The organism is Streptococcus sp. Z554, assembly GCF_053010305.1.
Genome location: NZ_JBRKNV010000005.1, coordinates 56,757 through 80,361, shown reverse-complemented (window position 1 = coordinate 80,361; position 23,605 = coordinate 56,757). Strand labels below are relative to the sequence as shown.

Here is a 23,605-nt window from a genome sequence, read left to right as displayed (position 1 = left end):
GAGAATGAATGACAGATAGTAAAAAGGGAACTTTTCTTAAGAGAACGACAGTGGGGACAGCTTCACTATTGTTAGCAGGTGCTTTTTTGTTTGGTGGAGGAGCTGTTCATGCCAATCAGGCAAACAATGGTTCCCTAGCTCGTGGAGATGATTATCCCTATTATTATAAAAATGGAAGTCAAGAAATTGATAAGTGGCGAATGTACTCAAGACAGTGTACTTCATTTGCTGCCTTTCGTCTTAGCAGTGTAAATGGTTTTGAGTTACCAGCTGCGTATGGAAATGCAAATCAATGGGGATATCGGGCTAAAAGAGAAGGCTATCGTGTCGATCAGAATCCAGTAATTGGCTCTATAGCTTGGGATGCGAGCGGACAGTATGGCCACGTAGCCTGGGTATCCAATGTCCTTGGTGACATGATTGAAATCGAGGAGTACAATTATGGTGTTAGAGAGAAGTACAATCGTAGAATTGTGAAGGCAAGCTCTATGACTGGCTTCATTCATTTTAAAGATGTAGGACAGGCTAGCACAGGGAATCACCAGGCAACTTTAGTATCTAGCGGAACCCATGTTTTTACAGAAAAAGCTGCTATTATGAACCAGCCATCACAACAGGCTGAGATTATTGATTATTATTACCCTGGAGAAAGTGTTCATTACGATCAGACTCTTGAAAAAGATGGCTACAAATGGCTTAGTTATCTATCCCGAACTGGAAATCGCAGATATGTCCAGCTAGCTAAAACAGCAACTGCTAAGAATGGATGGGAAAAACAGGGGACAACTTGGTACTACTATGAAGATGGGAAAGTCTCACTTGGTTGGAAAAAGATAAACGCCAGTTGGTACTATTTCCAAACTAATGGTTCAATGAAAACAGGTTGGCTAAAAGACGGTTCCAAGTGGTACTACTTGAAATCATCTGGAGAAATGCAGACAGGATGGTTGAAGGATAAGGGCATTTGGTATTATTTTGAAAACTCAGGAGCTATGAAAACAGATCAGTGGTTCCAGGTTTCAGGGAAACATTATTACGTGAACGCCTCTGGAGAATTGGCAGTAGATACGACTATCGATGGCTTCCAAGTTGACAGCAACGGTGCGCGAGTAGAACAAGCACCCCAATAAGCTTCCCCGATAATCTAACTCTTCCCGATGGTATTTTTCCCTGCTTTCCTTTATAATGGGTGTATGGACAAGAAAAAATTATTATTGATTGATGGATCTTCAGTTGCTTTTCGTGCTTTTTTCGCTCTTTATCAGCAACTGGATCGTTTTAAAAACGACAATGGACTACATACCAATGCAATCTATGGTTTTCACCTGATGCTAAATCACCTCTTGGAACGCGTTCAGCCGAGCCATATTTTGGTTGCTTTTGATGCAGGGAAGACAACCTTCCGTACAGAGATGTATGCAGACTATAAGGGTGGCCGTGCTAAGACACCAGATGAGTTTCGGGAGCAATTCCCCTTTATTCGTGAGATGCTAGACCATCTTGGAATTCGTCATTATGAGTTGGCTCAGTATGAGGCGGATGATATCATTGGAACTCTTGGTCGCTTGGCTGAAAAGGAATCTTTTGATGTAACAATCGTCAGCGGAGATAAAGACTTAATCCAGTTGACGGATGAACATACGGTGGTTGAGATTTCTAAGAAAGGTGTCGCCGAGTTTGAGGCCTTTACCCCAGAATATCTCATGGAAAAGATGGGGATTACCCCAGCTCAGTTTATTGATCTTAAGGCCCTCATGGGGGATAAGTCTGATAATATCCCTGGCGTCACTAAGATTGGTGAAAAGACTGGGATCAAGCTCTTGTTAGAACACGGCTCGCTCGAAGGTATTTATGAAAATATCGATGGCATGAAGGCTTCAAAGATGAAGGAAAATCTTGTCAATGACAAGGAACAAGCCTTTTTGTCTAAAACACTAGCGACCATTGATACAAAGGCACCAATCGAGATTGGCCTAGATGATTTGGTTTATAGTGGTCCCAATGTAGAAAGTTTAGGTAAATTTTACGATGAGATGGGCTTTAAGCAGCTCAAACAAGCCTTGAATGCTTCTCAGGCTAATCAAGCTGAGACTTTGAATTTCACTATGGTGGACAAGGTGAGCGAAGACATGCTGAGTGCCGACTCCATCTTCCACTTTGAACTTTTTGGAGAAAACTACCATACAGATGATTTAGTTGGTTTTGCTTGGTCTTGTGGAGACAAGCTCTATGCCACAGATAAGCTGGAACTTCTACAGGATTCGATTCTAAAGGATTTTCTAGAAAAAACACCTCTGAAAGTGTATGATTTTAAGAAAGCTAAAGTCCTCTTAAATCGTTTTGGTTTGAATTTGCAGGCTCCAGCTTTTGACAGTCGCTTGGCCAAATACCTTCTCTCTACTGTAGAGAATAATGAAATTTCAACCATTGCTAGTCTCTATGGTCAAACTTACCTAGTCGATGATGAAACCTTCTATGGTAAGGGTGTCAAGAAAGCTATCCCTGAGAGAGAAACCTTCTTGGAGCACTTGGCTCGCAAGGTTGCTGTGCTGGTTGAGACAGAGCCTGTATTGCTTGAAAAGTTAAGTGAAAACGGACAATTAGACCTTCTCTATGACATGGAGCAACCTCTGGCCTTTGTTCTTGCTAAGATGGAAATCGCTGGGATCAAGGTTAAAAAAGAAACTCTACTCGAGATGCAAGCTGAAAATGAGCTTGTCATTGAAAAGCTAACTCAAGAGATTTATGAATTGGCTGGTGAGGAGTTTAATATCAACTCACCGAAACAGCTAGGCGAACTACTCTTTGAAAAGTTAGGTCTTCCCCTCGAATACACCAAGAAAACCAAGACAGGTTACTCGACAGCGGTGGATGTCTTAGAGCGCCTAGCTCCTATTGCCCCAATCGTCAAGAAAATTTTAGATTATCGCCAGATTGCTAAGATTCAATCGACTTATGTGATTGGTTTGCAGGATTGGATTTTAGATGATGGCAAGATTCATACCCGCTATGTGCAGGATTTGACTCAGACAGGGCGCCTGTCTAGTGTGGATCCAAACTTGCAAAATATCCCTGTTCGTTTGGAACAAGGTCGCCTCATTCGTAAGGCTTTCGTGCCAGAGTGGGAGGATAGCGTCCTTCTCAGCTCGGACTATTCACAGATTGAGTTGCGAGTTTTGGCGCATATCTCTAAAGATGAGCACTTGATTAAAGCCTTCCAAGAGGGAGCTGATATCCATACCTCGACAGCCATGCGCGTCTTTGGGATTGAACGTCCTGAGGATGTGACTCCAAACGACCGTCGCAATGCCAAGGCTGTCAACTTTGGAGTTGTTTACGGAATTTCAGACTTTGGTTTATCAAACAATCTAGGTATCAGTCGTAAAGAGGCTAAAGCCTATATCGATACCTATTTTGAACGCTTCCCAGGTATCAAAAATTACATGGATGAAGTGGTTCGTGAGGCGCGTGATAAGGGTTATGTGGAGACTCTCTTCAAACGTCGTCGTGAGTTGCCAGATATCAATTCGCGTAACTTTAACATTCGTGGCTTTGCAGAGCGTACAGCTATCAACTCACCTATTCAAGGATCGGCTGCAGATATTCTCAAAATCGCTATGATTCAGCTAGATAAGGCCTTGGTAGCAGGTGGATATCAAACGAAAATGCTCTTGCAAGTGCACGATGAAATTGTTCTTGAAGTGCCTAAGTCAGAATTGGCTGCCATAAAAAAACTCGTCAAACAAACCATGGAAGAAGCCATTCAACTCAGTGTGCCACTGATTGCTGATGAAAATGAAGGTGTGACTTGGTATGAGGCCAAATAAAAAAATGGCTTATTAGACAAAAAGAAATCCCCTTGAACGCTACTGTTCGAAGGGGATTTTTCTTTCAGGAAAAGACAAAAGTGGAACTATCTAGCAAATAGTAGAGATTATTTGACTTGTTTCTTTTGTTCTTTTTTGGCAAGTATTGGTAGAATAACACCTAAACCAATCAAAATAATTGGTGTCAAGATGTTTGTAAGAAGAGAGAATTGCCAAGCAGTTGGATTCTCAGCATAGCTAATTTTTGGAACCATACCTAGGATACAAGCAAAGGCAGTGAAGAGGAAGCACCAAGTACCGATCACAAAGCCAAGCTTAGGATTGTTAACAAACTTGTATTCTGCATTTTTGAATGTTTTCCAAGCGCGATTGAGCATCATATAGGCAAGGAATACCCAGAGATAGCGCATTGGCATTACGATAGAATTGAGGTTGGTCATCCATTTTACAAGTCCATCAATTTCCTGAATACCAAAAATTGGAAGGATGATGATAAGGCTAACGAGGACACCTGTAAGGAGGTAACCGTTAATGAGGACACCCTTTTCAGTACGTTTGCGAAGCCAGCTTGGGATAAAGTTTTCGTCAGCATTATTGAGAAGGATTTGTAATGGTGCGTCAATAGAGAAGGCAAGTGCCGCAATTTGTCCGACCATGTTTGTAAGAGCGTAGATTACGACAAAGAGATTTCCAACTCCCCAAGAATTTCCTAAGATTTGGAAGGCTTGATAAGCACCATTACGCATGAGGTCTTCAGGGATATTATTGCCATCAAATAGCATTCCCATGGCAACTGACCCGAGGATAGCAGAGAGACCTACCATGATTGCCATTACAATCATACCTTTTGGAAATTCTTTTGCAGGATTGCGAGTTTGATTCACATAAGGGGAAATTTTTTCACAACCACCAACTGCAAAGACCAGTAGTGAGATGGTTGTAAAATAAGAAAAATCAAAGTTTGGAATGTAGGTGCTCAGTTGGTCCATGTGTGGTGTCGCAAACTGGATGTCTGGTTTGATGAAAGGCAGACCGACAGCTAAAAGCACAAAGAGTAAAGACATGATTAACATGGCACTTCCTGCCAGGCTACCGATGACTTTAAGAGTTGTCAATCCTTTTGTAGAAAGGTAGAGGAAAAGTCCAAAGATAAGTAAGCAGAGAATAACAATCCAGTGGATGTCAATTTGTTTTAGAAACTGTCCGTTACCTTGCAAGGCCCATCCGAGCGGAATCAGGATTCCTTGAGGCTTTTGTGCGAGGTAAGGAATGTGAACAACCCAGTAGGTCCAAGCAGCAAAGTAGGCTAGACGTTTGGTTGATGTTTTTTCAATCCAGTCACTAACACCGCTTCCGCTTTCCTTAAAGGTAGAACCGAGTTGTCCGACGATGAGGGAATATGGGATAAAGTAGAGCGCGAGGATTAAAACCCAAGATACGACTACTGAAATCCCCTGTTGAGAATAGTTGTTGACGACGTTTCCTAGCCCCCAAACCATGTTGAAAGCAATCAGAGAAACCATCAGCCAATTAAGTTGGTGTTGATCTTTTTTCATAATGTCTCCTTTTCTGATAATTTCAGTATATCATGTTTTTTTGAAAGCGCCTAACAACATTTAAAATTTACTATAAAAAATGTAAAAGTCAGCTAACAGATAGGCACTAGGATTGCTTAGTTGAGAAAATGTTATCCACAACTTGTGGATAACTTAAGGTATCAACAACAACTGTCTCTTTATCGTTTTGATGTGAGAAGAAGAGATGAAATTGATAGAATAGAAAACAATGCAAGTCTTTACAAACCTTGGTATAACAGGATTTTTAGACTGCGTTCGGTTGTAAATCCTATAGACTTGGATTGGAAAGATATTTTGGAAAAACTTGAAAATATTTTCCAAAGAAAAGCTGAAAGTTACTCACAGGTTGTGGATAACTTTATATGGATAAGAAACCCCCTTTGCGCATGACAAGGGGGTTAGGTTATTAATGCTTCGGTAACCAGCTAAGGGTGAAGTCGAGAGTTTTGGCATTGAGTAATTCCTGATGGCTGATGCTTTGTTTTTCTTTCCCGTCCAGTTGACAGTCTTGGACAAAGTAGAAGTGTTCATGATTCTGTTGAGTACGAATATCAAGCCATTTATCTTCTTGAGCTAGATAGACACGAAGGTGGTCAAAGAGCGGAATTCCAAGGTCATAACTTGCTTTTCCTGGGCAGGTTGGGTAAAGTCCGAGAGTAGACCACACATACCAAGCCGATAGACTGCCATTATCCTCATCTCCTGGATAAGCATCCCAGCCAGCTCGAAAGGCTTTTTGACGGAGAGTCTTGATCAAAAGACTGGTATATTGAGGAACATTACTATAGCGGAAAAGATATGGGATATGGAAACTTGGTTGATTTGAAATAGCTAGTTGACCAAATGGTGCTGTTGCCATCTCGCTCATCTCATGGATTTCATAGCCATAACCCGTCGTTTCAAAGAGTGGGAGACTTTGACAAGCTTTCAAAAGATAGTTGCTAAAGGCTTCTTTTCCACCCATTAGTTGGCTAAGTCCAGAAATGTCATGTAAGACACCTAGACTGGCTTGAATAGCTGAACACTCAGCGTAGTCACGGCCCCAACTATAAGGAGAAAAGTCAGGACGGAAGTTGCCATCTACATCACGCGCCCTCATATAGCCCGTTTCAGGGTCAAAGAGGTTTTGATAATTCTTAGAGTAGTGGTCATAGGTTTGGGCTAGTTCTTCTTGCCCTAATTTTGCTGCACAAGTAGAGATACAAAAATCACTGTAAGCATAGTCTAGTGTGTGACTGACACTTTCATGATAATCTGTGGACAAGTAGCCCAGTTCCTGGTATTGAGAAAGGCCATGGCGTCCGTTGATGGCTTTTGGATCTGCCTTGGTTGCAGTTTCGATCATGGCTTTTAGAAATTCTTCTTCAAGTTCAGGTGCCATGTCTTTGCAAGCACTATCTGCTAGTACACCATCAATCAAAGTACCAGGCATCATTCCTCTTTCGTCAGGAGCCAACCACTTAGGGAGATAGCCAGTATCTCGATAGCTATTGAGGAAACCTTCAAGAAACTGACGATAGTGCTCTGGAATAATCAAGGCAAAGAGAGGGAATGAAGTGCGGAAGGTATCCCAAAAACCATTGTTGGTAAAGAGCAGACCGGACTTGATAGTTCCTGAAGCAAGATCGATATGAATGCTTTCACCCTGTTCATTTACCTCATAGAAGGTTTGCGGGAAAAGAAAGAGTCTGTAAAGACAGTGGTCAAAAAATGTTCGGTCTACAGAGCCAGTTTCTACGACATCAAAACGACCTAGAAGGTCTTCCCAACTTTCTTTAGCATCTGCTTTCGTTTCTTCAAAGTCTTTTTTAGGCAGATTAAAGAGAGCCTGTTCTTTAGAAATAAAAGAAGTCGCTAGTTGAACTTGAACTTTTGCTCCAGCCAAGTCAATACGCCAGTCCTGCCCCTCTTGTTTGATAGATAGGATATCCTTAGAGAATTCGAGGGCAGTGAACATGATGAGAGGACTTTTGTTGGTTTCGGTTAATCCGCTTTGGCCTAGGTTGACAGTACGATCATCCACTTGCTCCACTGTCAAATCATCAGTCGCATGCAGATAGAGTGAGATCTTCTTGCCTTGTATCTGTCTTAGTTGAATAGAAGCCCCATAGCAAGTAGGTGTGAGTTGGGTTTCAATCTGATAACGCTCAGAAAAAATTCTGAGATAATGGGGATTGAAAATAGCACGATCAAGGTTATAGGAAGACTGACGATGGAAGAGCGTGTCACCGCTAATTTCTCCTGTAACGGGTGTCAGTAGTAACCAAGAATAATCGCCAATCCAAGGGCTAGGCTGATGGGTTAGTCGAACACCCTGAAATATGGGAAGATGAGGATCGAAAAACCAAGACCCTTCCTGGTCACTAGTTTGTGGAACAAAGTAATTCATCCCAAAAGGCACTCCAGTGTATGGTAGTGTATTGCCTCGTGAAAATGCATGTTTACTGGCTGTTCCAAAACGGGTATCGATGGTTTCAAGTATCGTTTTCATAGAATATCCTTTAGTTGTTTTCTACATTATATCAGAAAATATTGCCTTTAGAAAAGGAGTCTCAAATATAACAATTTTGTAGAAAAATGACTATCATTTGTGTATATATTTTCTGGGCTAAAAGCTATATACTGAAAATGAATCTTGTTTGAAAGAGGCAAAATAGTTTATGGTTTATTCTAAAGAAATCGTCAGAGAATGGCTAGATGAAGTAGCGGAACGTGCCAAGGAACATCCGAAATGGGTGGATGTCTTTGAACGCTGCTACACAGACACTTTAGACAATACAGTTGAAATCTTAGAAGACGGGTCAACCTTTGTACTGACAGGAGATATCCCAGCTATGTGGCTGCGTGACTCGACTGCTCAGCTTAGACCATATCTTCATGTGGCAAAAAGAGACCCTCGTTTACGCCAGACCATTGCAGGTTTGGTCAAACGTCAGATGACTTTGATCCTAAAGGATCCCTACGCTAACTCTTTTAATATTGAGGAGAACTGGAAGGGTCATCACGAGACAGACCATACAGACCTCAATGGCTGGATTTGGGAACGTAAGTATGAAGTGGATTCGCTTTGCTATCCCTTGCAATTAGCTTACCTTCTTTGGAAAGAAACAGGAGAAACCAGCCAGTTTGATGAGACTTTTGTTACAGCGACCAAGGAGATCCTTCATCTTTGGACGGTAGAACAAGACCATAAGAACTCACCTTATCGCTTTGTTCGGGATACCGATCGTAAGGAAGACACTTTGGTAAATGATGGTTTTGGTCCGGACTTTGCCGTAACAGGAATGACTTGGTCAGCCTTTCGTCCGAGTGATGACTGCTGTCAGTATAGCTACTTAATCCCGTCCAATATGTTTGCAGTCGTTGTCTTGGGATATGTCCAAGAAATCTTTGCAGAATTGCATCTAGCTGATAGCGAGAGCATTATTGCTGATGCCAAACGCCTGCAAGCTGAAATCCAAGAAGGAATCGAAAACTACGCCTACACCACCAACAGCAAGGGTGAAAAGATCTACGCCTTCGAAGTAGACGGTTTGGGAAATGCTAGCATCATGGACGACCCTAACGTACCAAGTTTGTTGGCTGCTCCCTATCTTGGTTACTGCGATGTGAACGATGAAGTCTATCAAGCAACTCGTCGCACCATTCTAAGCCCAGAAAATCCTTACTTCTACCAAGGAGAATACGCTAGCGGCCTCGGAAGTTCTCATACCTTCTATCGTTATATCTGGCCGATTGCCCTATCTATCCAAGGCTTGACAACAACTGATAAGGCAGAGAAGAAATTCTTGCTAGATCAGCTCGTCGCTTGTGATGGTGGGACAGGTGTGATGCACGAAAGCTTCCACGTAGATGATCCGACTCTTTACTCTCGTGAATGGTTCTCGTGGGCCAATATGATGTTCTGCGAGTTGGTCTTGGATTACTTGGATATTCGCTAATGCTCTTCGAAAATCAAATTCAAACCACGTCAGCTTCACCTTGCCGTATATATGTTACTGACTTCGTCAGTTCTATCTACAACCTCAAAGCAGTGCTTTGAGCAACCTGCAGCTAGCTTCCTAGTTTGCTCTTTGATTTTCATTGAGTATAAGGAGCACGTTTTCGCTCAACTGATTCTTGCAAAGAATCACAAATCTATTTTTAAATTTAAGTTAGAATGAGGTTTTACTCATGGAAAATGTTGTTGTACATATTATTTCTCATAGCCACTGGGATCGTGAGTGGTATCTACCTTTTGAAAGTCACCGGATGCAATTGGTGGAACTTTTTGACAATCTTTTTGATCTGTTTGAAAATGATCCTGAGTTCAAGAGCTTCCACTTGGATGGCCAAACCATCGTCCTTGATGATTATTTAGAAATTCGCCCTGAAAATCGTGACAAGGTGCAGCGTTATATCGACGAAGGAAAACTCAAGATTGGTCCTTTCTATATCTTGCAGGATGATTACTTGATTTCCAGTGAAGCCAATGTCCGCAATACCTTGATTGGACAAGCGGAATGTGCCAAATGGGGCAAATCAACTCAAATCGGCTACTTCCCAGATACTTTTGGAAATATGGGACAAGCTCCTCAAATCCTTCAAAAATCAGGCATTCACGTAGCAGCCTTTGGTCGCGGTGTCAAGCCAATCGGATTTGACAACCAAGTCCTCGAAGATGAACAGTTTACCTCTCAATTTTCTGAAATGTACTGGCAAGGTGCGGATGGAAGTCGTGTCCTCGGTATTCTCTTTGCTAACTGGTACAGTAACGGGAATGAAATTCCAGTGGATAAAGACGAGGCTTTGACTTTCTGGAAGCAAAAATTAGCAGACGTTCGTGACTATGCATCGACCAACCAATGGTTGATGATGAACGGTTGTGACCACCAACCTGTTCAGAGAAATCTGAGCGAAGCCATTCGTGTGGCAAACGAACTCTTCCCTGACGTGACCTTTATTCATAGCTCATTTGACGAATATGTGCAAGCACTGGAAAGTGCCCTTCCTGAACAATTATCAACGGTCACAGGTGAGTTGACTAGCCAGGAAACGGATGGCTGGTACACCCTTGCCAATACCTCTTCTTCACGTGTTTACCTCAAACAAGCCTTCCAAGAAAATAGCAACTTGTTAGAGCAGGTTGTGGAACCTTTGACCATCATCACTGGTGGACATAACCACAAGGATCAATTGACCTATGCTTGGAAAGTACTTCTGCAAAATGCACCGCACGATAGTATCTGTGGCTGTAGTATTGACGAAGTTCACCGTGAAATGGAAACTCGTTTTGCCAAGGTTAATCAGGTTGGAAACTTTGTCAAGACTAACCTCCTCAATGAGTGGAAACACAAAATAGCAACTCACGAAGCGCAAAGCGAACACCTCTTCACCGTTGTTAACACAGCTTTACATGACAAGGTAGATACTGTCAGTGTTGTGGTTGATGTTGCTACCTGTGATTTCAAAGAGTTACATCCGACTGAAGGCTACAAGAAGATGGCAGCCGTGACCTTGCCAGATTACCATGTTGAAGATTTGGATGGCCATGTCCTTGAAGCCAAGATTGAAGACTTGGGAGCAAGTTTTGGCTATACTTTGCCTAAGGATAAATTCCGCCAACCATATATTGCACGCCAAGTGCGCGTGACAATCCCAGTCCACCTTGCTCCGCTTTCTTGGGCAAGCTTCCAATTAGTTGAAGGCCAAGTAGAATACCGAGATGGTATTTACCAAAATGGAGTCATTGATACCCCATTCGTAACTGTCAGTGTAGATGAAGGAATCACAGTCTATGACAAGACTACAAACGAAGCTTACGAAGATTTCATCCGCTTTGAGGACCGTGGAGATATTGGTAACGAGTACATTTACTTCCAACCAAAAGGAACTGATCCAATCTATGCTCAATTGAAGGGATACGATGTCCTAGAAAACAATGCTCGCTATGCTAAGGTATTGCTCAAACATGACTTGACTATTCCAGTTAGCGCAGATGAAAAATTGGATGCAGAACAAAGAGGTATCATCGAGTTCATGAAACGAGATGCAGGTCGTTCAGAAGAGTTGACAACCATTCCTCTTGAAACAGAAATGACTGTCTTTGTGGACAATCCACAGATTCGCTTCAAGACTCGCTTTACTAATACAGCCAAAGACCACCGCATTCGTCTCTTGGTCAAAACTCATAACACTCGTCCAAGTAATGATTCTGAAAGCATCTATGAAGTTGTGACAAGACCAAATAAACCAGCAGCTTCTTGGGAAAATCCTGAAAATCCACAACACCAACAAGCTTTTGTCAGCTTGTATGATGATGTCAAAGGAGTAACCGTATCCAATAAAGGATTGCACGAGTATGAAATCCTTGGAGATGACACCATGGCTGTAACCCTTCTTCGTGCTTCAGGCGAACTCGGTGACTGGGGCTACTTCCCAACACCGGAAGCTCAGTGCTTGCGTGATATCGAAGTTGAGTTTGCAGTAGAATGCCACCAAGCAGGCGAACGCTTCTCAGCTTTCCGTCGTGCTAAAGCCTTCCAGGTGCCATTTACAGCTCTTCAAGTCGCAAAACAAGAGGGTAGCGTTGCGGCAACGGGTAGTCTCTTTAACCATCCAGCACTCAGCCTGCCACAAGTCTGCCCAACAGCCTTTAAGGTGGCTGAGAATGAAGAAGGTTATGTCCTTCGTTACTACAACATGAGTCAAGAAAATGTTCGCGTGTCTGAAAAACAACAAGCCATTCTTGACTTGCTGGAACGCCCATATCCAGTTCATTCAGGACTATTGGCGCCACAGGAAATTCGCACAGAATTCATTCAAAAAGAAGAAATTTAATTTCAAACAGTAAACATAAACAGAAAGGAGGAGCGAAGAAGTAAGAACCAACTGCTGACTCGCTCCTTTTTGCAGGTGAAAGCAATGACCATTGCAACGATTGATATCGGAGGGACTGGCATTAAGTTTGCTAGTCTGACTCCTGATGGAAAGATTTTAGATAAGACCAGCACCCCAACTCCAGAAACTCTAGATGATTTGTTGGCTTGGTTGGACCAACGCTTGTCAGAACAGGACTATCGCGGGATTGCTATGAGTGTGCCAGGTGCGGTCAATCAAGAAACAGGAGTGATTGAGGGGATTAGTGCTATTCCTTACATTCATGGATTTTCATGGTACCAGGCCCTTGCTCATCACCAACTCCCTGTCCATCTAGAAAATGATGCTAACTGTGTTGGACTTAGTGAACTGCTAGCTCATCCCGAGATTGAAAATGCAGCTTGTGTTGTGATTGGTACAGGAATCGGTGGGGCTATGATTATTAATGGGAAACTTCACCGAGGCCGTCATGGTTTAGGTGGTGAATTTGGCTATATGACAACCATCGAACCAGCAGAAAAGCTCAACAACTGGTCACAACTAGCTTCTACAGGAAACATGGTTCGTTATGTGATTGAAAAATCAGGTCAGTCAGACTGGGATGGCCGTAAGGTTTATCAAGAGGCTGCAGCAGGCAATGCCCTTTGTCAAGAAGCCATTGAGCGTATGAACCGCAATCTTGCTCAAGGACTACTCAATATCCAGTACCTGATTGACCCAGATGTCATTAGCCTAGGTGGTTCTATCAGTCAGAACCCAGATTTTATCAAAGGTGTTCAAAAAGCAGTAGACGCTTTTGTGGAAAGATATGAAGAATATACAATTGCGCCAGTCATCCAAGCTTGCACCTATCACGCAGATGCTAATCTCTACGGTGCTCTTGTCAACTGGTTACAGGAGGAAAACCAATGGTAATTTTTACAGGGCTTAGCCCCAAGCAAGCGCAAGCTGTTGAAGTATTAAAAAATCACATTTCCCTGCCAGATGTAGAAGTGGCAGTTGCTCAGTCTGATCAAGCCTCTATTTCTATCAAGGGTGAGTGCGGACAGTATCAGCTGACTTATGACAAACCTCACCAACTCTACCGTGCCTTATCCGTTCTAGCAACAGCTTTAGCAGAAGGTGATAAGGTAGAGATTGAAGAGCAGGCAGCTTATGAAGAGTTAGCCTATATGGCGGATTGCTCCCGTAATGCTGTAATGAATGTCGCTTCTGCCAAACAAATGATTGAGGTCTTGGCTCTCATGGGCTACTCAACCTTTGAACTCTACATGGAAGACACTTATCAAATCGAGGGACAACCTTACTTTGGCTATTTCCGTGGAGCATACTCAGCTGAAGAATTACAGGAAATTGAAGCTTACGCCCAACAGTTTGATATGACTTTTGTTCCTTGTATTCAGACCTTGGCCCACTTGTCAGCCTTTGTCAAATGGGGTGTCAAAGAAGTCCAGCAACTTCGTGATGTAGAGGACATTCTCCTCATTGGCGAAGAAAAAGTGTACGACCTAATTGACGGCATGTTTGCTACTTTGTCTAAGCTACAGACTCGCAAGGTCAATATCGGAATGGACGAAGCCCACTTGGTTGGTTTGGGACGCTATCTCATCCTTAACGGGGTTGTGGATCGTAGTCTCCTTATGTGCCAACACTTGGAGCGCGTGCTGGATATCGCAGACAAGTATGGTTTCCACTGCCAGATGTGGAGCGATATGTTCTTCAAGCTCATGTCAGCAGATGGCCAGTATGACCGTGATGTAGAAATTCCAGAAGAAACTCGTGTTTATTTAGACCGTCTAAAAGACCGTGTGACCTTGGTTTACTGGGATTATTACCAAGATAGCGAGGAAAAATACAACCGCAACTTCCGTAACCATCACAAGATTAGCCAGGATATCGCCTTTGCAGGTGGTGCTTGGAAGTGGATTGGTTTCACGCCTCATAACCATTTCAGTCGTCTCATCGCTCTTGAAGCAAATAAAGCCTGCCGTGCCAATCAAATCAAAGAAGTCATTGTGACTGGTTGGGGAGATAATGGTGGTGAAACAGCCCAGTTCTCTATTCTACCAAGTTTACAAATCTGGGCAGAACTCAGCTACCGCAACGATTTAGAGCGTTTGTCTGCTCACTTCAAGACCAATACAGGTCTATCCGTCGAGGACTTTATGCAGCTTGATCTGGCCAACCTCTTACCAGACCTACCAGGAAATCTGAGTGGGATCAACCCCAACCGCTATGTCTTTTATCAGGATGTCCTCTGTCCAATTCTGGATAAACACATGACACCTGAACAGGACAAGCCTCACTTTACCCAGGCTGCTGAAACCCTTGCTGCTATTAAGAAAAAAGCTGGAGTCTACGCTTATCTCTTTGAGACTCAGGCTCAGTTAAATGCCATTTTAAGTAGCAAGGTTGATGTGGGAAGACGCATCCGGGAAGCTTATCACGCAGATGATAAAGAAAGCTTGCAACAAATCGCTAGAGAAGAATTGCCAAAACTCAGAAGTGAGATTGAACACTTCCACAAGCTCTTTAGCCATCAATGGTTGAAAGAAAACAAGGCCTTTGGTTTGGATACGGTCGATATCCGCATGGGTGGACTCTTGCAACGCATTAAGCGAGCAGAAAGCCGTATCGAAGATTATCTAGCTGGTTCTATCTCACGTATCGACGAACTAGAAGTAGAGATTCTGCCATTTACTGACTTTTACGCAGACAAGGACTTTGCAGCCACGACAGCCAACCAATGGCATACGATTGCGACAGCATCTACTATTTATACAACCTAGAAATTTATCACAAGTCGTTAAACATCTCCTTTTAAATACATGGAGATGTTTTTTGATTTGGAGGTTGGGAAGGAGTATAATGAAGGTATAATACTCTTCTAAAATCAAATTCAAACCACGTCAGCTTCGCCTTGCCGTACTCAAGTACAGCCTGCGGCTCGCTTCCTAGTTTGCTCTTTGATTTTCATTGAGCATAAGGAACGTTTGGAGGTTTGACCATGAAAAAGCTACTACTAGTTCTAGTTGCGAGTATTCTAGTGTTATCTGCTTGCCACAAGGCAACAGAAGATAGCGTAACTAGTCCAGAAACACCGAGGAATCAACAAACCAAGGAAGTAACCAACTATTTTCACTACCTAGCGGACTCCTATCAAAAGGCTCTTTCCCATGAAAAAGAAGCCAAGGATACAGCTGTTCAATCACCTATGGCTGCTACGGTTGTAGCCATGGAAGAGCTCCAGCTATCTAATCCGACTGATCAAGCCTTGATTATGAAGAACTACTCGGATTTTCAGAAGCTAATCCATTACAAGACCGAAAAGTGGCAGGAAGAGTTTGCAAGCTGGGCTTCTTCTATGGGGTAGTCTTATCATAGACTAGAGCATAGAAACTTTGACGAAAAAAATGAACTCATCAAAAAATTAGAAACAACAACTGTTTCTCAGAAAAGAGTCAGATGGAATATTTTCGGGGTATCCAGTGACAATGCCTATGATTACTTGGTTTTGGATGCCTACTATGACAATCAGGACAAACATTTCTACTTATTTACACTGAAAGATGGGCAAGCACAGGTCTTGCATACCGATAAGACGCTAGAAACTATCAGTGCTGCGAATTTTGAAGTGACTAAAAACACGGATTTAGCACAGGACTTTAAGGAATTTCTATTAAAATCGAGTGTCACTACTGAGAATGAGCCAGATATAGACGATAGTTCTCTAACAGACAAGATAAAAATAGCCATGGAATCCTACTCAGATAGTAGAGGCGAAAGATTTAAGTCGACTAGCCTAGCAAGATATGGTCGTTATTATGGGCTTGCAGTCCCGGATCAGATTATGCAATTTGGGCAAGTCGATGGAGTTAAATATACTTTTAAATGGCATGGATATACTGCTGGTCTTGGAGAAAAACGACTTGAAATCTTGGCCTGTTATGTGAATGAAGCAGGGACAGAAGTGATTCTCTTTGGCTACATGGATGGTCGCCCTACTATTTTACATACTGAGGGGCAACCGAAAATTAATAAAAGCGAAGCGGGTGCTATTATAGATGCCCAGGTTTATTTTGTTGAATTTCACCAACCAATATTAGAACAAGTTTTCAAGTAACAAATATGAGCAACACCTCTTAACAAGCAAGATGTTTCTCGTGAAACACACTTCTCATATAAAAAAGTTCTCCACATAAAATAATTTGTGGAGTTTTTTCTATAATTTGTAGTTTAAACTGTCCTAAAAATAAGAGTATACTATTTTTGTAAACGTTATCAAGACTAAAAATGTGAGATTATGAAGTTTTAGAAAAATAAAAAGGGAGGAAATTATGAATAAGTTTTCAAAAACTTTAAGAGATAATTGGATTTTTCTCTTAATGGTTTTACCAGGAACAATTTGGTTGATTTTATTCTTCTACATTCCAGTTTTTGGGAATGTGGTTGCCTTCAAAGACTACCATATGACTGGTGAAGGATTCGTCCACAGTATTATAAATAGTAAATGGGTCGGACTAGATAACTTTAAATTCTTGTTTAGTTCGAAAGATGCCTTTGTCATCACTCGAAATACTGTCCTTTATAACCTTGGATTTATCTTTATCGGTTTGATTGTGTCAGTTGGTATCGCCATTATCCTTAGTGAACTTCGCTCTAAGAGAATGGTTAAAATCTACCAAACCTCTATGTTGTTTCCTTACTTCCTATCTTGGGTTATCATCAGTTTCTTTACAGATGCTTTCCTAAATATTGATAAAGGGCTTATTAACCACACCTTGGAAGCTCTTGGCATGAAGGGGATTAACTTCTACGCTGACGTCAGTATCTGGCCTTATCTTCTCCTCTTCCTAGGTATTTGGAAAGGATTTGGATACAGTAGTGTTATGTACTACGCAACCATCATGGGGATTGATCCAACTTACTATGAAGCAGCGACAGTAGATGGTGCTAGCAAATGGCAACGTATCCGCAACGTAACGATTCCTCAGTTGACACCACTTGTGACAGTATTGACCATCCTTGCAGTCGGAAACATCTTCCGTGCAGACTTCGGTCTCTTCTATCAAATCCCTCACAACGCTGGTCAGCTCTATAGTGTAACAAACGTATTGGACGTCTATGTCTTTAATGGTTTGACTCAGACAGCAGATATTGGTATGGCTTCAGCAGCCGGTCTCTATCAGTCAGTTGTCGGTTTGATTCTGGTTATCCTATCAAACTTACTTGCAAGACGTGTTGATCCTAACTCAGCACTATTCTAGAAAGGAGGAGCATATGGCAAAAAAAATTCAAAAAGAAAAAATTGATAATGTTGGCATACACTCCTTCAGCAAAAAAGCAGATATCTTCTTTAGTCTTATATCTGGTTTGCTAGCCTTCTCTTGTATCTTGCCTTTCATCTTTGTCATCATTATTTCTGTTACAGATGAGAAGAGTATTGTTCAATATGGATATAGCTTCTTCCCATCAAAATTTGGATTAGATGGTTTTGAGTTTTTGGCTCAGTTCAAAGATAAGATTTTACAAGCGCTCTTTATCTCAGTGTTTGTGACAGTTGTCGGTACATTGACAAACGTCTTTATTACTACAACTTACGCCTATGCCATCTCACGTTCAACATTTAAGTATCGTAAATTCTTTACAATCTTCGCACTACTTAGTATGTTATTCAATGCTGGTTTGGTACCAGGTTACATCGTGGTAACTCAGTTGCTTCACCTTGGTGATACCATTTGGGCCTTGATTGTTCCAATGCTTCTATCACCATTCAACATCATGTTGATGCGTTCCTTCTTCAAGAAGACCATCCCAGAAGCAATCCTCGAATCAGCTCGTATTGACGGAGCTAGCGAAGCTCGTATCTTCTTCCAAATCTGTTTGCCACTTTCACTACCAGGTATCGCAACGATTACACTATTGACAGCGCTCGGATTCTGGAATGACTGGTTTAATGCTCTACTTTACATCAAGAGTGACAACTTGTATCCATTGCAATATTTGCTCATGCAAATTCAAAACAACATGGATTACATTGCTAAGTCAGTTGGGATGTCAGGACAACTTGCAGTTGCCCTACCAAAAGAAACAGGTCGTATGGCCATGGTCGTAGTTGCGACTGTTCCAATTGCGATTCTCTATCCATTCTTCCAACGCTACTTTGTAAAAGGTTTAACTATCGGTGGTGTTAAAGAATAAGAGACGCTGAGAAACAAGCTTTCTCTACCCTATCTAACTTTTCTTTGTTGAAAAGTAGATCACTAAAATTGTTTTAAATTTAAAAATAAAAAAAGGAGTTTTTATCATGAAAAACTGGAAAAAATATGCTTTTGCATCTGCTAGCCTTGTAGCTTTAGCTGCTAGCCTCGCTGCTTGTGGAAACCTTAAAGGTAACAACCAAAAAGCTGCTGACTCAGCTTCAGGTGACAAAACTGTTATCAAAATGTACCAAATCGGTGACAAACCAGATAACTTGGATGAGTTGCTAGAAAATGCAAACAAAATCATCGGAGAAAAAGTTGGTGCTAAATTAGATATCCAATACCTTGGATGGGGTGACTACGGTAAGAAAATGTCAGTTATCACTTCATCAGGAGAAAACTATGATATCGCATTTGCAGATAACTATGTAGTAAACGCTCAAAAAGGTGCTTATGCTGACTTGACAGAATTGTACAAGAAAGAAGGAGCTGATCTTTACAAAGCGCTTGACCCTGCTTACATCAAAGGGAACACTATAAACGGTAAGATCTATGCAGTTCCAGTTGCAGCCAACGTTGCATCTTCACAAAACTTTGCTTTCAACGGCCCACTTCTTGAAAAATATGGAATCGATATCTCAGGTGTAACTTCATACGAAACACTTGAACCAGTATTGAAACAAATCAAAGAAAAAGCTCCAGACGTAATGCCATTCGCTGTTGGTAAAAACTTTATCCCATCAGAAAACTTTGACTACCCAGTTGCAAATGGTCTTCCATTCGTTATCGACCTTGAAGGTGACACTACTAAAATCGTAAACCGTTACGAAGTTCCTCGTTTTGTAGAACACTTGAAGACTCTTCACAAATACTATGAAGCAGGATACATTCCAAAAGACGTAGCAACAAGTGAAACTTCATATGACCTTACTCAAGATACTTGGCTTGTTCGTGAAGAAACAGTAGGACCAGCTGACTACGGTAGCAGCTTGCTTTCTCGTGTTGCTAACAGAGACATCCAAATCAAACCATTTACTAACTTCATCAAGAAAAACCAAACAACTCAAGTTGCAAACTTTGTAATCTCAAACAACTCTAAGAACAAAGAAAAAGCAATGGAAGTGTTGAACCTCTTGAACACTAACCCAGAACTCTTGAACGGACTTGTTTATGGACCAGAAGGCAAGAACTGGGAAAAAGTAGCAGGTAAAGAAAACCGTGTTAAAGTCCTTGATGGATATAAAGGAAACACTCACATGTCAGGATGGAACACTGGTAACAACTGGATCCTTTACATCAACGAAAACGTTACAGATGAACAAATTGCACAATCTAAGAAAGACTTGGAAACTGCAAAAGAATCTCCAGCGCTTGGATTCATCTTCAACACTGACAACGTGAAATCTGAAATCTCAGCTATCACTAACACTATGCAACAATTCGATACAGCTATCAACACTGGTACTGTAGACCCAGAAAAAGCTATTCCAGAATTGATGGAAAAACTTAAATCTGAAGGTGCTTACCAAAAAGTATTGGATGAAATGCAAAAACAATACGACGAATTCTTGAAAAACAAAAAATCTTAAGATAGATTGATTTCGTGTATTCATTCCTAAAAGATGCAATCACTGCCTTGTCTGGATATTTCCAGACGGGGTGGTGATTCTTTTTTGGTAAAAACATATATTTATTTGTATTGATATCTAAATATTTGCTCTGACATATAAGCTTGGACACAGGCACAGCTGAAACAAGATCCGAAAATGGGTCTTGTTTTCAATTTTCGGTCAAATAAATTGCATTCGCTTTCTTGAGAGAGTATACTGGTATAGTTGAATGAAAAATTCTGATAATTTAATCTTAGAAAAGAGAATCAATCTTATGTCAAAAGATATTCGAGTTTTACTTTACTATAAATATGTTCCAATCGAAAACGCGGAACAATTTGCTGCAGACCACTTGGCTTTCTGTAAGTCCATCGGGCTCAAGGGCCGTATCCTAGTGGCTGACGAAGGAATCAATGGAACTGTTTCTGGTGACTACGAAACAACGCAAAAATACATGGACTACGTTCACAGCCTTCCAGGTATGGAAGACCTCTGGTTCAAGATTGACGAAGAAAGTGAGCAAGCTTTCAAGAAGATGTTTGTTCGCTATAAAAAGGAAATCGTCCACCTTGGTTTAGAGGATGATAACTTTGACAACGACATCGACCCACTTGAAACAACAGGTGCTTACTTGTCACCAAAAGAATTTAAGGAAGCCCTCCTAGATGAAGATACAGTTGTTCTTGATACGCGTAATGACTACGAGTACGACCTGGGACACTTCCGCGGAGCTATCCGTCCGGATATCCGCAACTTCCGTGAATTGCCACAATGGGTCCGTGATAACAAGGAAAAATTCATGGACAAACGTGTCGTGGTATACTGTACTGGTGGAGTCCGCTGCGAGAAATTCTCTGGCTGGATGGTTCGCGAAGGCTACAAAGATGTCGGCCAATTACACGGTGGAATCGCGACTTACGGTAAAGATCCAGAAGTTCAAGGGGAACTTTGGGATGGGAAAATGTACGTTTTTGACGAGCGTATTGCAGTCGATGTCAACCATGTTAATCCAACTGTCGTAGGGAAAGACTGGTTTGATGGAACACCATGTGAACGTTATGTTAACTGTGGAAATCCTTTCTGTAACCGCCGTATCCTAGCATCAGAAGACAACGAAGACAAATATCTTCGTGGTTGCACACACGAGTGTCGTGTTCACCCACGTAATCGCTATGTTTTAGAACATGAATTGACACAAGATCAAGTTATCGAGCGTTTAGCAAAAATTGGTGAGAGTCTAGATCATTCTGAAGTTGTATAATAAATATTGAGAGTGGGACAGAAATCGGTAATTCGTTAGAATTCGATTTCGTCGTCTCACCTCCGCACAGTTGAGTAGGGCTGTAAAAGCTGATGAAATCAGCGTAGTAGAGCCCACTCAACCACTGCGTCTTGCTCGATAATCCAAAGACAATTGAGAGGCTAGGACTTTTGTCCCAGCCTTTTTCTATGCTTTTGACCAAAAAATCTTAAATTTGTTTCTGCATCTTTCAGGAAAATGGTGTATACTATATGTAAACGATTTCAAAGGAGACCATTATGGTGAAGACATTTTTTATTCCAAATAAACAAAGTATTTTAGGACAACAGGAGATTCTTACAGCTAAATCAATTTTAGGCTTAGTAGAAGGCCTAGAGTCGCATAGTTATGATGCTGTTTACCTCCGTCAACCGCTCGATCGTCTTGAGTATATCGAGTGTGCTGTTGTGGGAAAATCTCAGTTTCTCTTTAAAGTTCGCTACCTTGACTCTCAAAACGGCTATCAAGTAATTATTCCTGACTTGATTACAAGAGTTGACTGGGAGATAGTAGAAGAGCTCTTGCGGGCTTTGTCTAGCAAGGTTGGTGAAGCAGTTGAGGGCTTGGCAGACTTTGATTTGGAAAACTATTTCCAAGAAACGGTTAAGAGCTATCTAGCGGATAAGGCTGCTCGTTTAGGTTTCTGCCAGGGTATTCTATCACCTGTTTACTTTGACAAGACGGATTTGGAAGCTTTTCTTGGAAATGATGGTTTGGCATGTTTTGAGGCATTGGTCAAAAAAGTTCAAGGGTCTGATGGCTATCCTGCAAGTGCTAAGTTCTACCCAGATGGTGAAGGTAAGGTTCATGGTATCTACCACCTAGCTCAGGGAGTAAAAACCATTTTACCAAAAGAACCGGTGATTCCAGCTCCTTATGTGGAGCAATTAGTTGGCAAGGAGCTTGTTTGGGAGATTGACCTGGTGAAAATCTCTGGAGATGGTTCTAAGCCTGAAGACTATGAAGCAGTAGCTAGACTGGATTACCAAACCTTTTTAGAAGTTCTTCCAAAGGAACTTTGTCAGGATTTGGATGCCAACCAAATAGTGGTAGGACCTGTTTTGGGGGAAGATTTTGAGAACTTAGTAAAAGGTAACTAGAGGCCTAAATGAAAGATACTAGTTTTAAATAATGTGAAAAGGCAGATCGTTTGGTCTGCTTTTGTGTAAACAAAAAATCCTGTCAGAGTGACAGGATTTTATCTTATATAAAAACAAGAACTCGAAGATAGTCAAAAACAAGAGCCATTTCTGCTAGGAAAAAGAGAAATAGAACACCACCGTTGACTAGGACCGCCAAGAGAAGGCGATAGAAGGGATCGGTTTGACTATCCTTGCTAGGTCTTGAGATGAAGTAGAGATTGGCCAAGAGAGTCAGACTAATGCTAATCAAGCAAAGCAATACTGCAAATCGTAGACCATTAAAAAGAGCGAAGAAACTAGCAATACCTGTCAAGAGAACTGGGATAGCCAAGAGTCTGCTATGTGCTTGAAAGGCTCTTTCTAATGTCCAATCACTGTTCTGGTCGACAAAACGTTTGACTACAAATCCACCCATGAGAATTGAAAAGAAGAAGAGACTTGTCGCTACTAGGATGGAGAAGACCGAGAAGAGATTGAGAGACGGGAATTGTTCCCTGAAGTGAGCATCGATGCTTGCCATACGACCATAGTAGCCTTGTTTGGCGTGATAAACTACAAAGAGAAAACTTGTAGCAGAAAAGATAGTTAGTAGCGCAAAGGCGTTATAACTATGTTTTTTATCTGAATCAATGCTTGCTGTTGGCTCTTTGAGAGCACCTTGTAACCAAACCCAAAAATCAGCCAATTCTTCTTTGAAGATTGCAGTTTTTGTAGGGACAGGATCTGGTACAAATGGGCTTTCCAAAGATTTGCTCGGTTGAGGTGCTTCCTTAACGGGTTTTTCTGCTTGGTCTGTCTTTGTTGCCAGTTCTTCTTGTTCTTCAGTCTCTACAGATTCTTCTGACTTGTCTATCTTTTCTGTATTTTCCACGATCTCTTCGTGTTCGCCATTCTCTACTTTTTCTAGGTCAGCTTCTTGTTCTTCAGAATTGACTTGAAGATTTTCTTCAACCACCGGTAATTCTTCTTTTTCTTTTAACTCTTCTTCAGGAATGACTGGGTCAGATGGACTATCTTTTTTCTCATTGCTGGCTGTTTTCTCGAAATCAGCACTTTCGAACCATTCTTGAGTCATGATGGGACCTCCT

Annotated in this window: 17 protein-coding genes; 14 read left to right on the top strand and 3 right to left on the bottom strand. The window is 41.6% G+C overall.

Translation table 11 applies throughout. The annotated features are described in order from the left end of the window. Nucleotides 1-8 precede the first annotated feature (8 nt). On the top strand, nucleotides 9-1,130 hold the full coding sequence (locus tag ACVC7R_RS05855; protein WP_447263923.1) for an SH3 domain-containing protein: 1,122 nt from the start codon (nucleotides 9-11) through the stop codon (nucleotides 1,128-1,130). 63 nt (nucleotides 1,131-1,193) lie between these two features. Continuing rightward, nucleotides 1,194-3,827 carry a DNA polymerase I gene (gene polA / locus ACVC7R_RS05850; RefSeq protein ID WP_447263922.1) on the top strand — a complete coding sequence of 878 codons (2,634 nt, stop codon included), beginning with the start codon at nucleotides 1,194-1,196 and terminating at the stop codon, nucleotides 3,825-3,827. A 107-nt stretch (nucleotides 3,828-3,934) separates the two neighbouring features. Here polA and ACVC7R_RS05845 read toward each other — a convergent pair whose 3' ends face one another. Continuing rightward, a complete protein-coding gene (locus tag ACVC7R_RS05845) occupies nucleotides 3,935-5,383 on the bottom strand; it encodes an APC family permease (protein ID WP_447263921.1) in 1,449 nt (482 codons plus the stop codon). A gap of 144 nt (nucleotides 5,384-5,527) precedes the next feature. Here ACVC7R_RS05845 and ACVC7R_RS05840 point away from each other — a divergent pair, with 144 nt between their 5' ends. Next, nucleotides 5,528-5,794, top strand: a complete 267-nt coding sequence (locus ACVC7R_RS05840) for a hypothetical protein (RefSeq protein ID WP_447263920.1) — start codon at nucleotides 5,528-5,530, stop codon at nucleotides 5,792-5,794. A gap of 16 nt (nucleotides 5,795-5,810) precedes the next feature. On the opposite strand, the gene ACVC7R_RS05835 is transcribed toward ACVC7R_RS05840, so the two are convergent. Continuing rightward, nucleotides 5,811-7,895 (bottom strand): GH92 family glycosyl hydrolase, encoded by a 2,085-nt coding sequence (locus ACVC7R_RS05835; protein WP_447263919.1) that lies wholly within the window; start codon nucleotides 7,893-7,895, stop codon nucleotides 5,811-5,813. Between the two features lie 169 nt (nucleotides 7,896-8,064). On the opposite strand from ACVC7R_RS05835, the gene ACVC7R_RS05830 reads away from it, so the two are divergent. The 11 genes from ACVC7R_RS05830 (at nucleotide 8,065) to ACVC7R_RS05780 (ending at nucleotide 22,475) form a co-directional block, all read left to right on the top strand. After that, nucleotides 8,065-9,345: a glycoside hydrolase family 125 protein gene (locus tag ACVC7R_RS05830; protein ID WP_447263918.1), complete on the top strand. Its 1,281-nt coding sequence runs from the start codon at nucleotides 8,065-8,067 to the stop codon at nucleotides 9,343-9,345. A gap of 232 nt (nucleotides 9,346-9,577) precedes the next feature. Next, nucleotides 9,578-12,223: an alpha-mannosidase gene (locus tag ACVC7R_RS05825; RefSeq protein WP_447263917.1), complete on the top strand. Its 2,646-nt coding sequence runs from the start codon at nucleotides 9,578-9,580 to the stop codon at nucleotides 12,221-12,223. Between the two features lie 84 nt (nucleotides 12,224-12,307). Continuing rightward, a complete protein-coding gene (locus tag ACVC7R_RS05820; RefSeq protein ID WP_447263916.1) occupies nucleotides 12,308-13,177 on the top strand; it encodes an ROK family protein in 870 nt (289 codons plus the stop codon). Beyond that, complete coding sequence (locus ACVC7R_RS05815; RefSeq protein ID WP_447263915.1) at nucleotides 13,171-15,051, top strand: beta-N-acetylhexosaminidase; 1,881 nt, start codon at nucleotides 13,171-13,173, stop codon at nucleotides 15,049-15,051. The genes ACVC7R_RS05820 and ACVC7R_RS05815 overlap by 7 nt, the downstream gene beginning before the upstream one ends. Before the next feature lie 218 nt (nucleotides 15,052-15,269). Further along, nucleotides 15,270-15,635 (top strand): hypothetical protein, encoded by a 366-nt coding sequence (locus ACVC7R_RS05810; protein ID WP_447263914.1) that lies wholly within the window; start codon nucleotides 15,270-15,272, stop codon nucleotides 15,633-15,635. 48 nt (nucleotides 15,636-15,683) lie between these two features. Further along, nucleotides 15,684-16,385 carry a DUF4767 domain-containing protein gene (locus ACVC7R_RS05805; protein WP_447263966.1) on the top strand — a complete coding sequence of 234 codons (702 nt, stop codon included), beginning with the start codon at nucleotides 15,684-15,686 and terminating at the stop codon, nucleotides 16,383-16,385. A 214-nt stretch (nucleotides 16,386-16,599) separates the two neighbouring features. Beyond that, nucleotides 16,600-17,529, top strand: a complete 930-nt coding sequence (locus ACVC7R_RS05800; protein ID WP_006153360.1) for an ABC transporter permease — start codon at nucleotides 16,600-16,602, stop codon at nucleotides 17,527-17,529. Between the two features lie 13 nt (nucleotides 17,530-17,542). Further along, on the top strand, nucleotides 17,543-18,463 hold the full coding sequence (locus ACVC7R_RS05795) for a carbohydrate ABC transporter permease (protein WP_214262831.1): 921 nt from the start codon (nucleotides 17,543-17,545) through the stop codon (nucleotides 18,461-18,463). 106 nt (nucleotides 18,464-18,569) lie between these two features. Further along, nucleotides 18,570-20,054 carry an ABC transporter substrate-binding protein gene (locus ACVC7R_RS05790; protein WP_447263913.1) on the top strand — a complete coding sequence of 495 codons (1,485 nt, stop codon included), beginning with the start codon at nucleotides 18,570-18,572 and terminating at the stop codon, nucleotides 20,052-20,054. A 295-nt stretch (nucleotides 20,055-20,349) separates the two neighbouring features. Further along, on the top strand, nucleotides 20,350-21,336 hold the full coding sequence (gene trhO, locus ACVC7R_RS05785; RefSeq protein WP_447263912.1) for an oxygen-dependent tRNA uridine(34) hydroxylase TrhO: 987 nt from the start codon (nucleotides 20,350-20,352) through the stop codon (nucleotides 21,334-21,336). Between the two features lie 278 nt (nucleotides 21,337-21,614). After that, nucleotides 21,615-22,475, top strand: a complete 861-nt coding sequence (locus ACVC7R_RS05780; RefSeq protein ID WP_447263911.1) for a DUF4299 family protein — start codon at nucleotides 21,615-21,617, stop codon at nucleotides 22,473-22,475. A gap of 103 nt (nucleotides 22,476-22,578) precedes the next feature. Here the strand turns inward: ACVC7R_RS05780 and ACVC7R_RS05775 are convergent, their stop codons facing one another. Further along, nucleotides 22,579-23,592, bottom strand: a complete 1,014-nt coding sequence (locus ACVC7R_RS05775; RefSeq protein ID WP_447263910.1) for a DUF6574 domain-containing protein — start codon at nucleotides 23,590-23,592, stop codon at nucleotides 22,579-22,581. Between the last annotated feature and the right edge of the window lie 13 nt (nucleotides 23,593-23,605).

What these genes read in the sequence shown, in the direction of transcription:
- ACVC7R_RS05855 (WP_447263923.1), top strand. Translation starts at nt 9, where the DNA reads ATGACAGATAGTAAAAAGGGAACTTTTCTTAAGAGAACGACAGTGGGG.
- polA (WP_447263922.1), top strand. Translation starts at nt 1,194, where the DNA reads ATGGACAAGAAAAAATTATTATTGATTGATGGATCTTCAGTTGCTTTT.
- ACVC7R_RS05845 (WP_447263921.1), bottom strand. Translation starts at nt 5,383, where the DNA reads ATGAAAAAAGATCAACACCAACTTAATTGGCTGATGGTTTCTCTGATT.
- ACVC7R_RS05835 (WP_447263919.1), bottom strand. Translation starts at nt 7,895, where the DNA reads ATGAAAACGATACTTGAAACCATCGATACCCGTTTTGGAACAGCCAGT.
- ACVC7R_RS05830 (WP_447263918.1), top strand. Translation starts at nt 8,065, where the DNA reads ATGGTTTATTCTAAAGAAATCGTCAGAGAATGGCTAGATGAAGTAGCG.
- ACVC7R_RS05825 (WP_447263917.1), top strand. Translation starts at nt 9,578, where the DNA reads ATGGAAAATGTTGTTGTACATATTATTTCTCATAGCCACTGGGATCGT.
- ACVC7R_RS05820 (WP_447263916.1), top strand. Translation starts at nt 12,308, where the DNA reads ATGACCATTGCAACGATTGATATCGGAGGGACTGGCATTAAGTTTGCT.
- ACVC7R_RS05815 (WP_447263915.1), top strand. Translation starts at nt 13,171, where the DNA reads ATGGTAATTTTTACAGGGCTTAGCCCCAAGCAAGCGCAAGCTGTTGAA.
- ACVC7R_RS05810 (WP_447263914.1), top strand. Translation starts at nt 15,270, where the DNA reads ATGAAAAAGCTACTACTAGTTCTAGTTGCGAGTATTCTAGTGTTATCT.
- ACVC7R_RS05800 (WP_006153360.1), top strand. Translation starts at nt 16,600, where the DNA reads ATGAATAAGTTTTCAAAAACTTTAAGAGATAATTGGATTTTTCTCTTA.
- ACVC7R_RS05795 (WP_214262831.1), top strand. Translation starts at nt 17,543, where the DNA reads ATGGCAAAAAAAATTCAAAAAGAAAAAATTGATAATGTTGGCATACAC.
- ACVC7R_RS05790 (WP_447263913.1), top strand. Translation starts at nt 18,570, where the DNA reads ATGAAAAACTGGAAAAAATATGCTTTTGCATCTGCTAGCCTTGTAGCT.
- trhO (WP_447263912.1), top strand. Translation starts at nt 20,350, where the DNA reads ATGTCAAAAGATATTCGAGTTTTACTTTACTATAAATATGTTCCAATC.
- ACVC7R_RS05780 (WP_447263911.1), top strand. Translation starts at nt 21,615, where the DNA reads ATGGTGAAGACATTTTTTATTCCAAATAAACAAAGTATTTTAGGACAA.
- ACVC7R_RS05775 (WP_447263910.1), bottom strand. Translation starts at nt 23,592, where the DNA reads ATGACTCAAGAATGGTTCGAAAGTGCTGATTTCGAGAAAACAGCCAGC.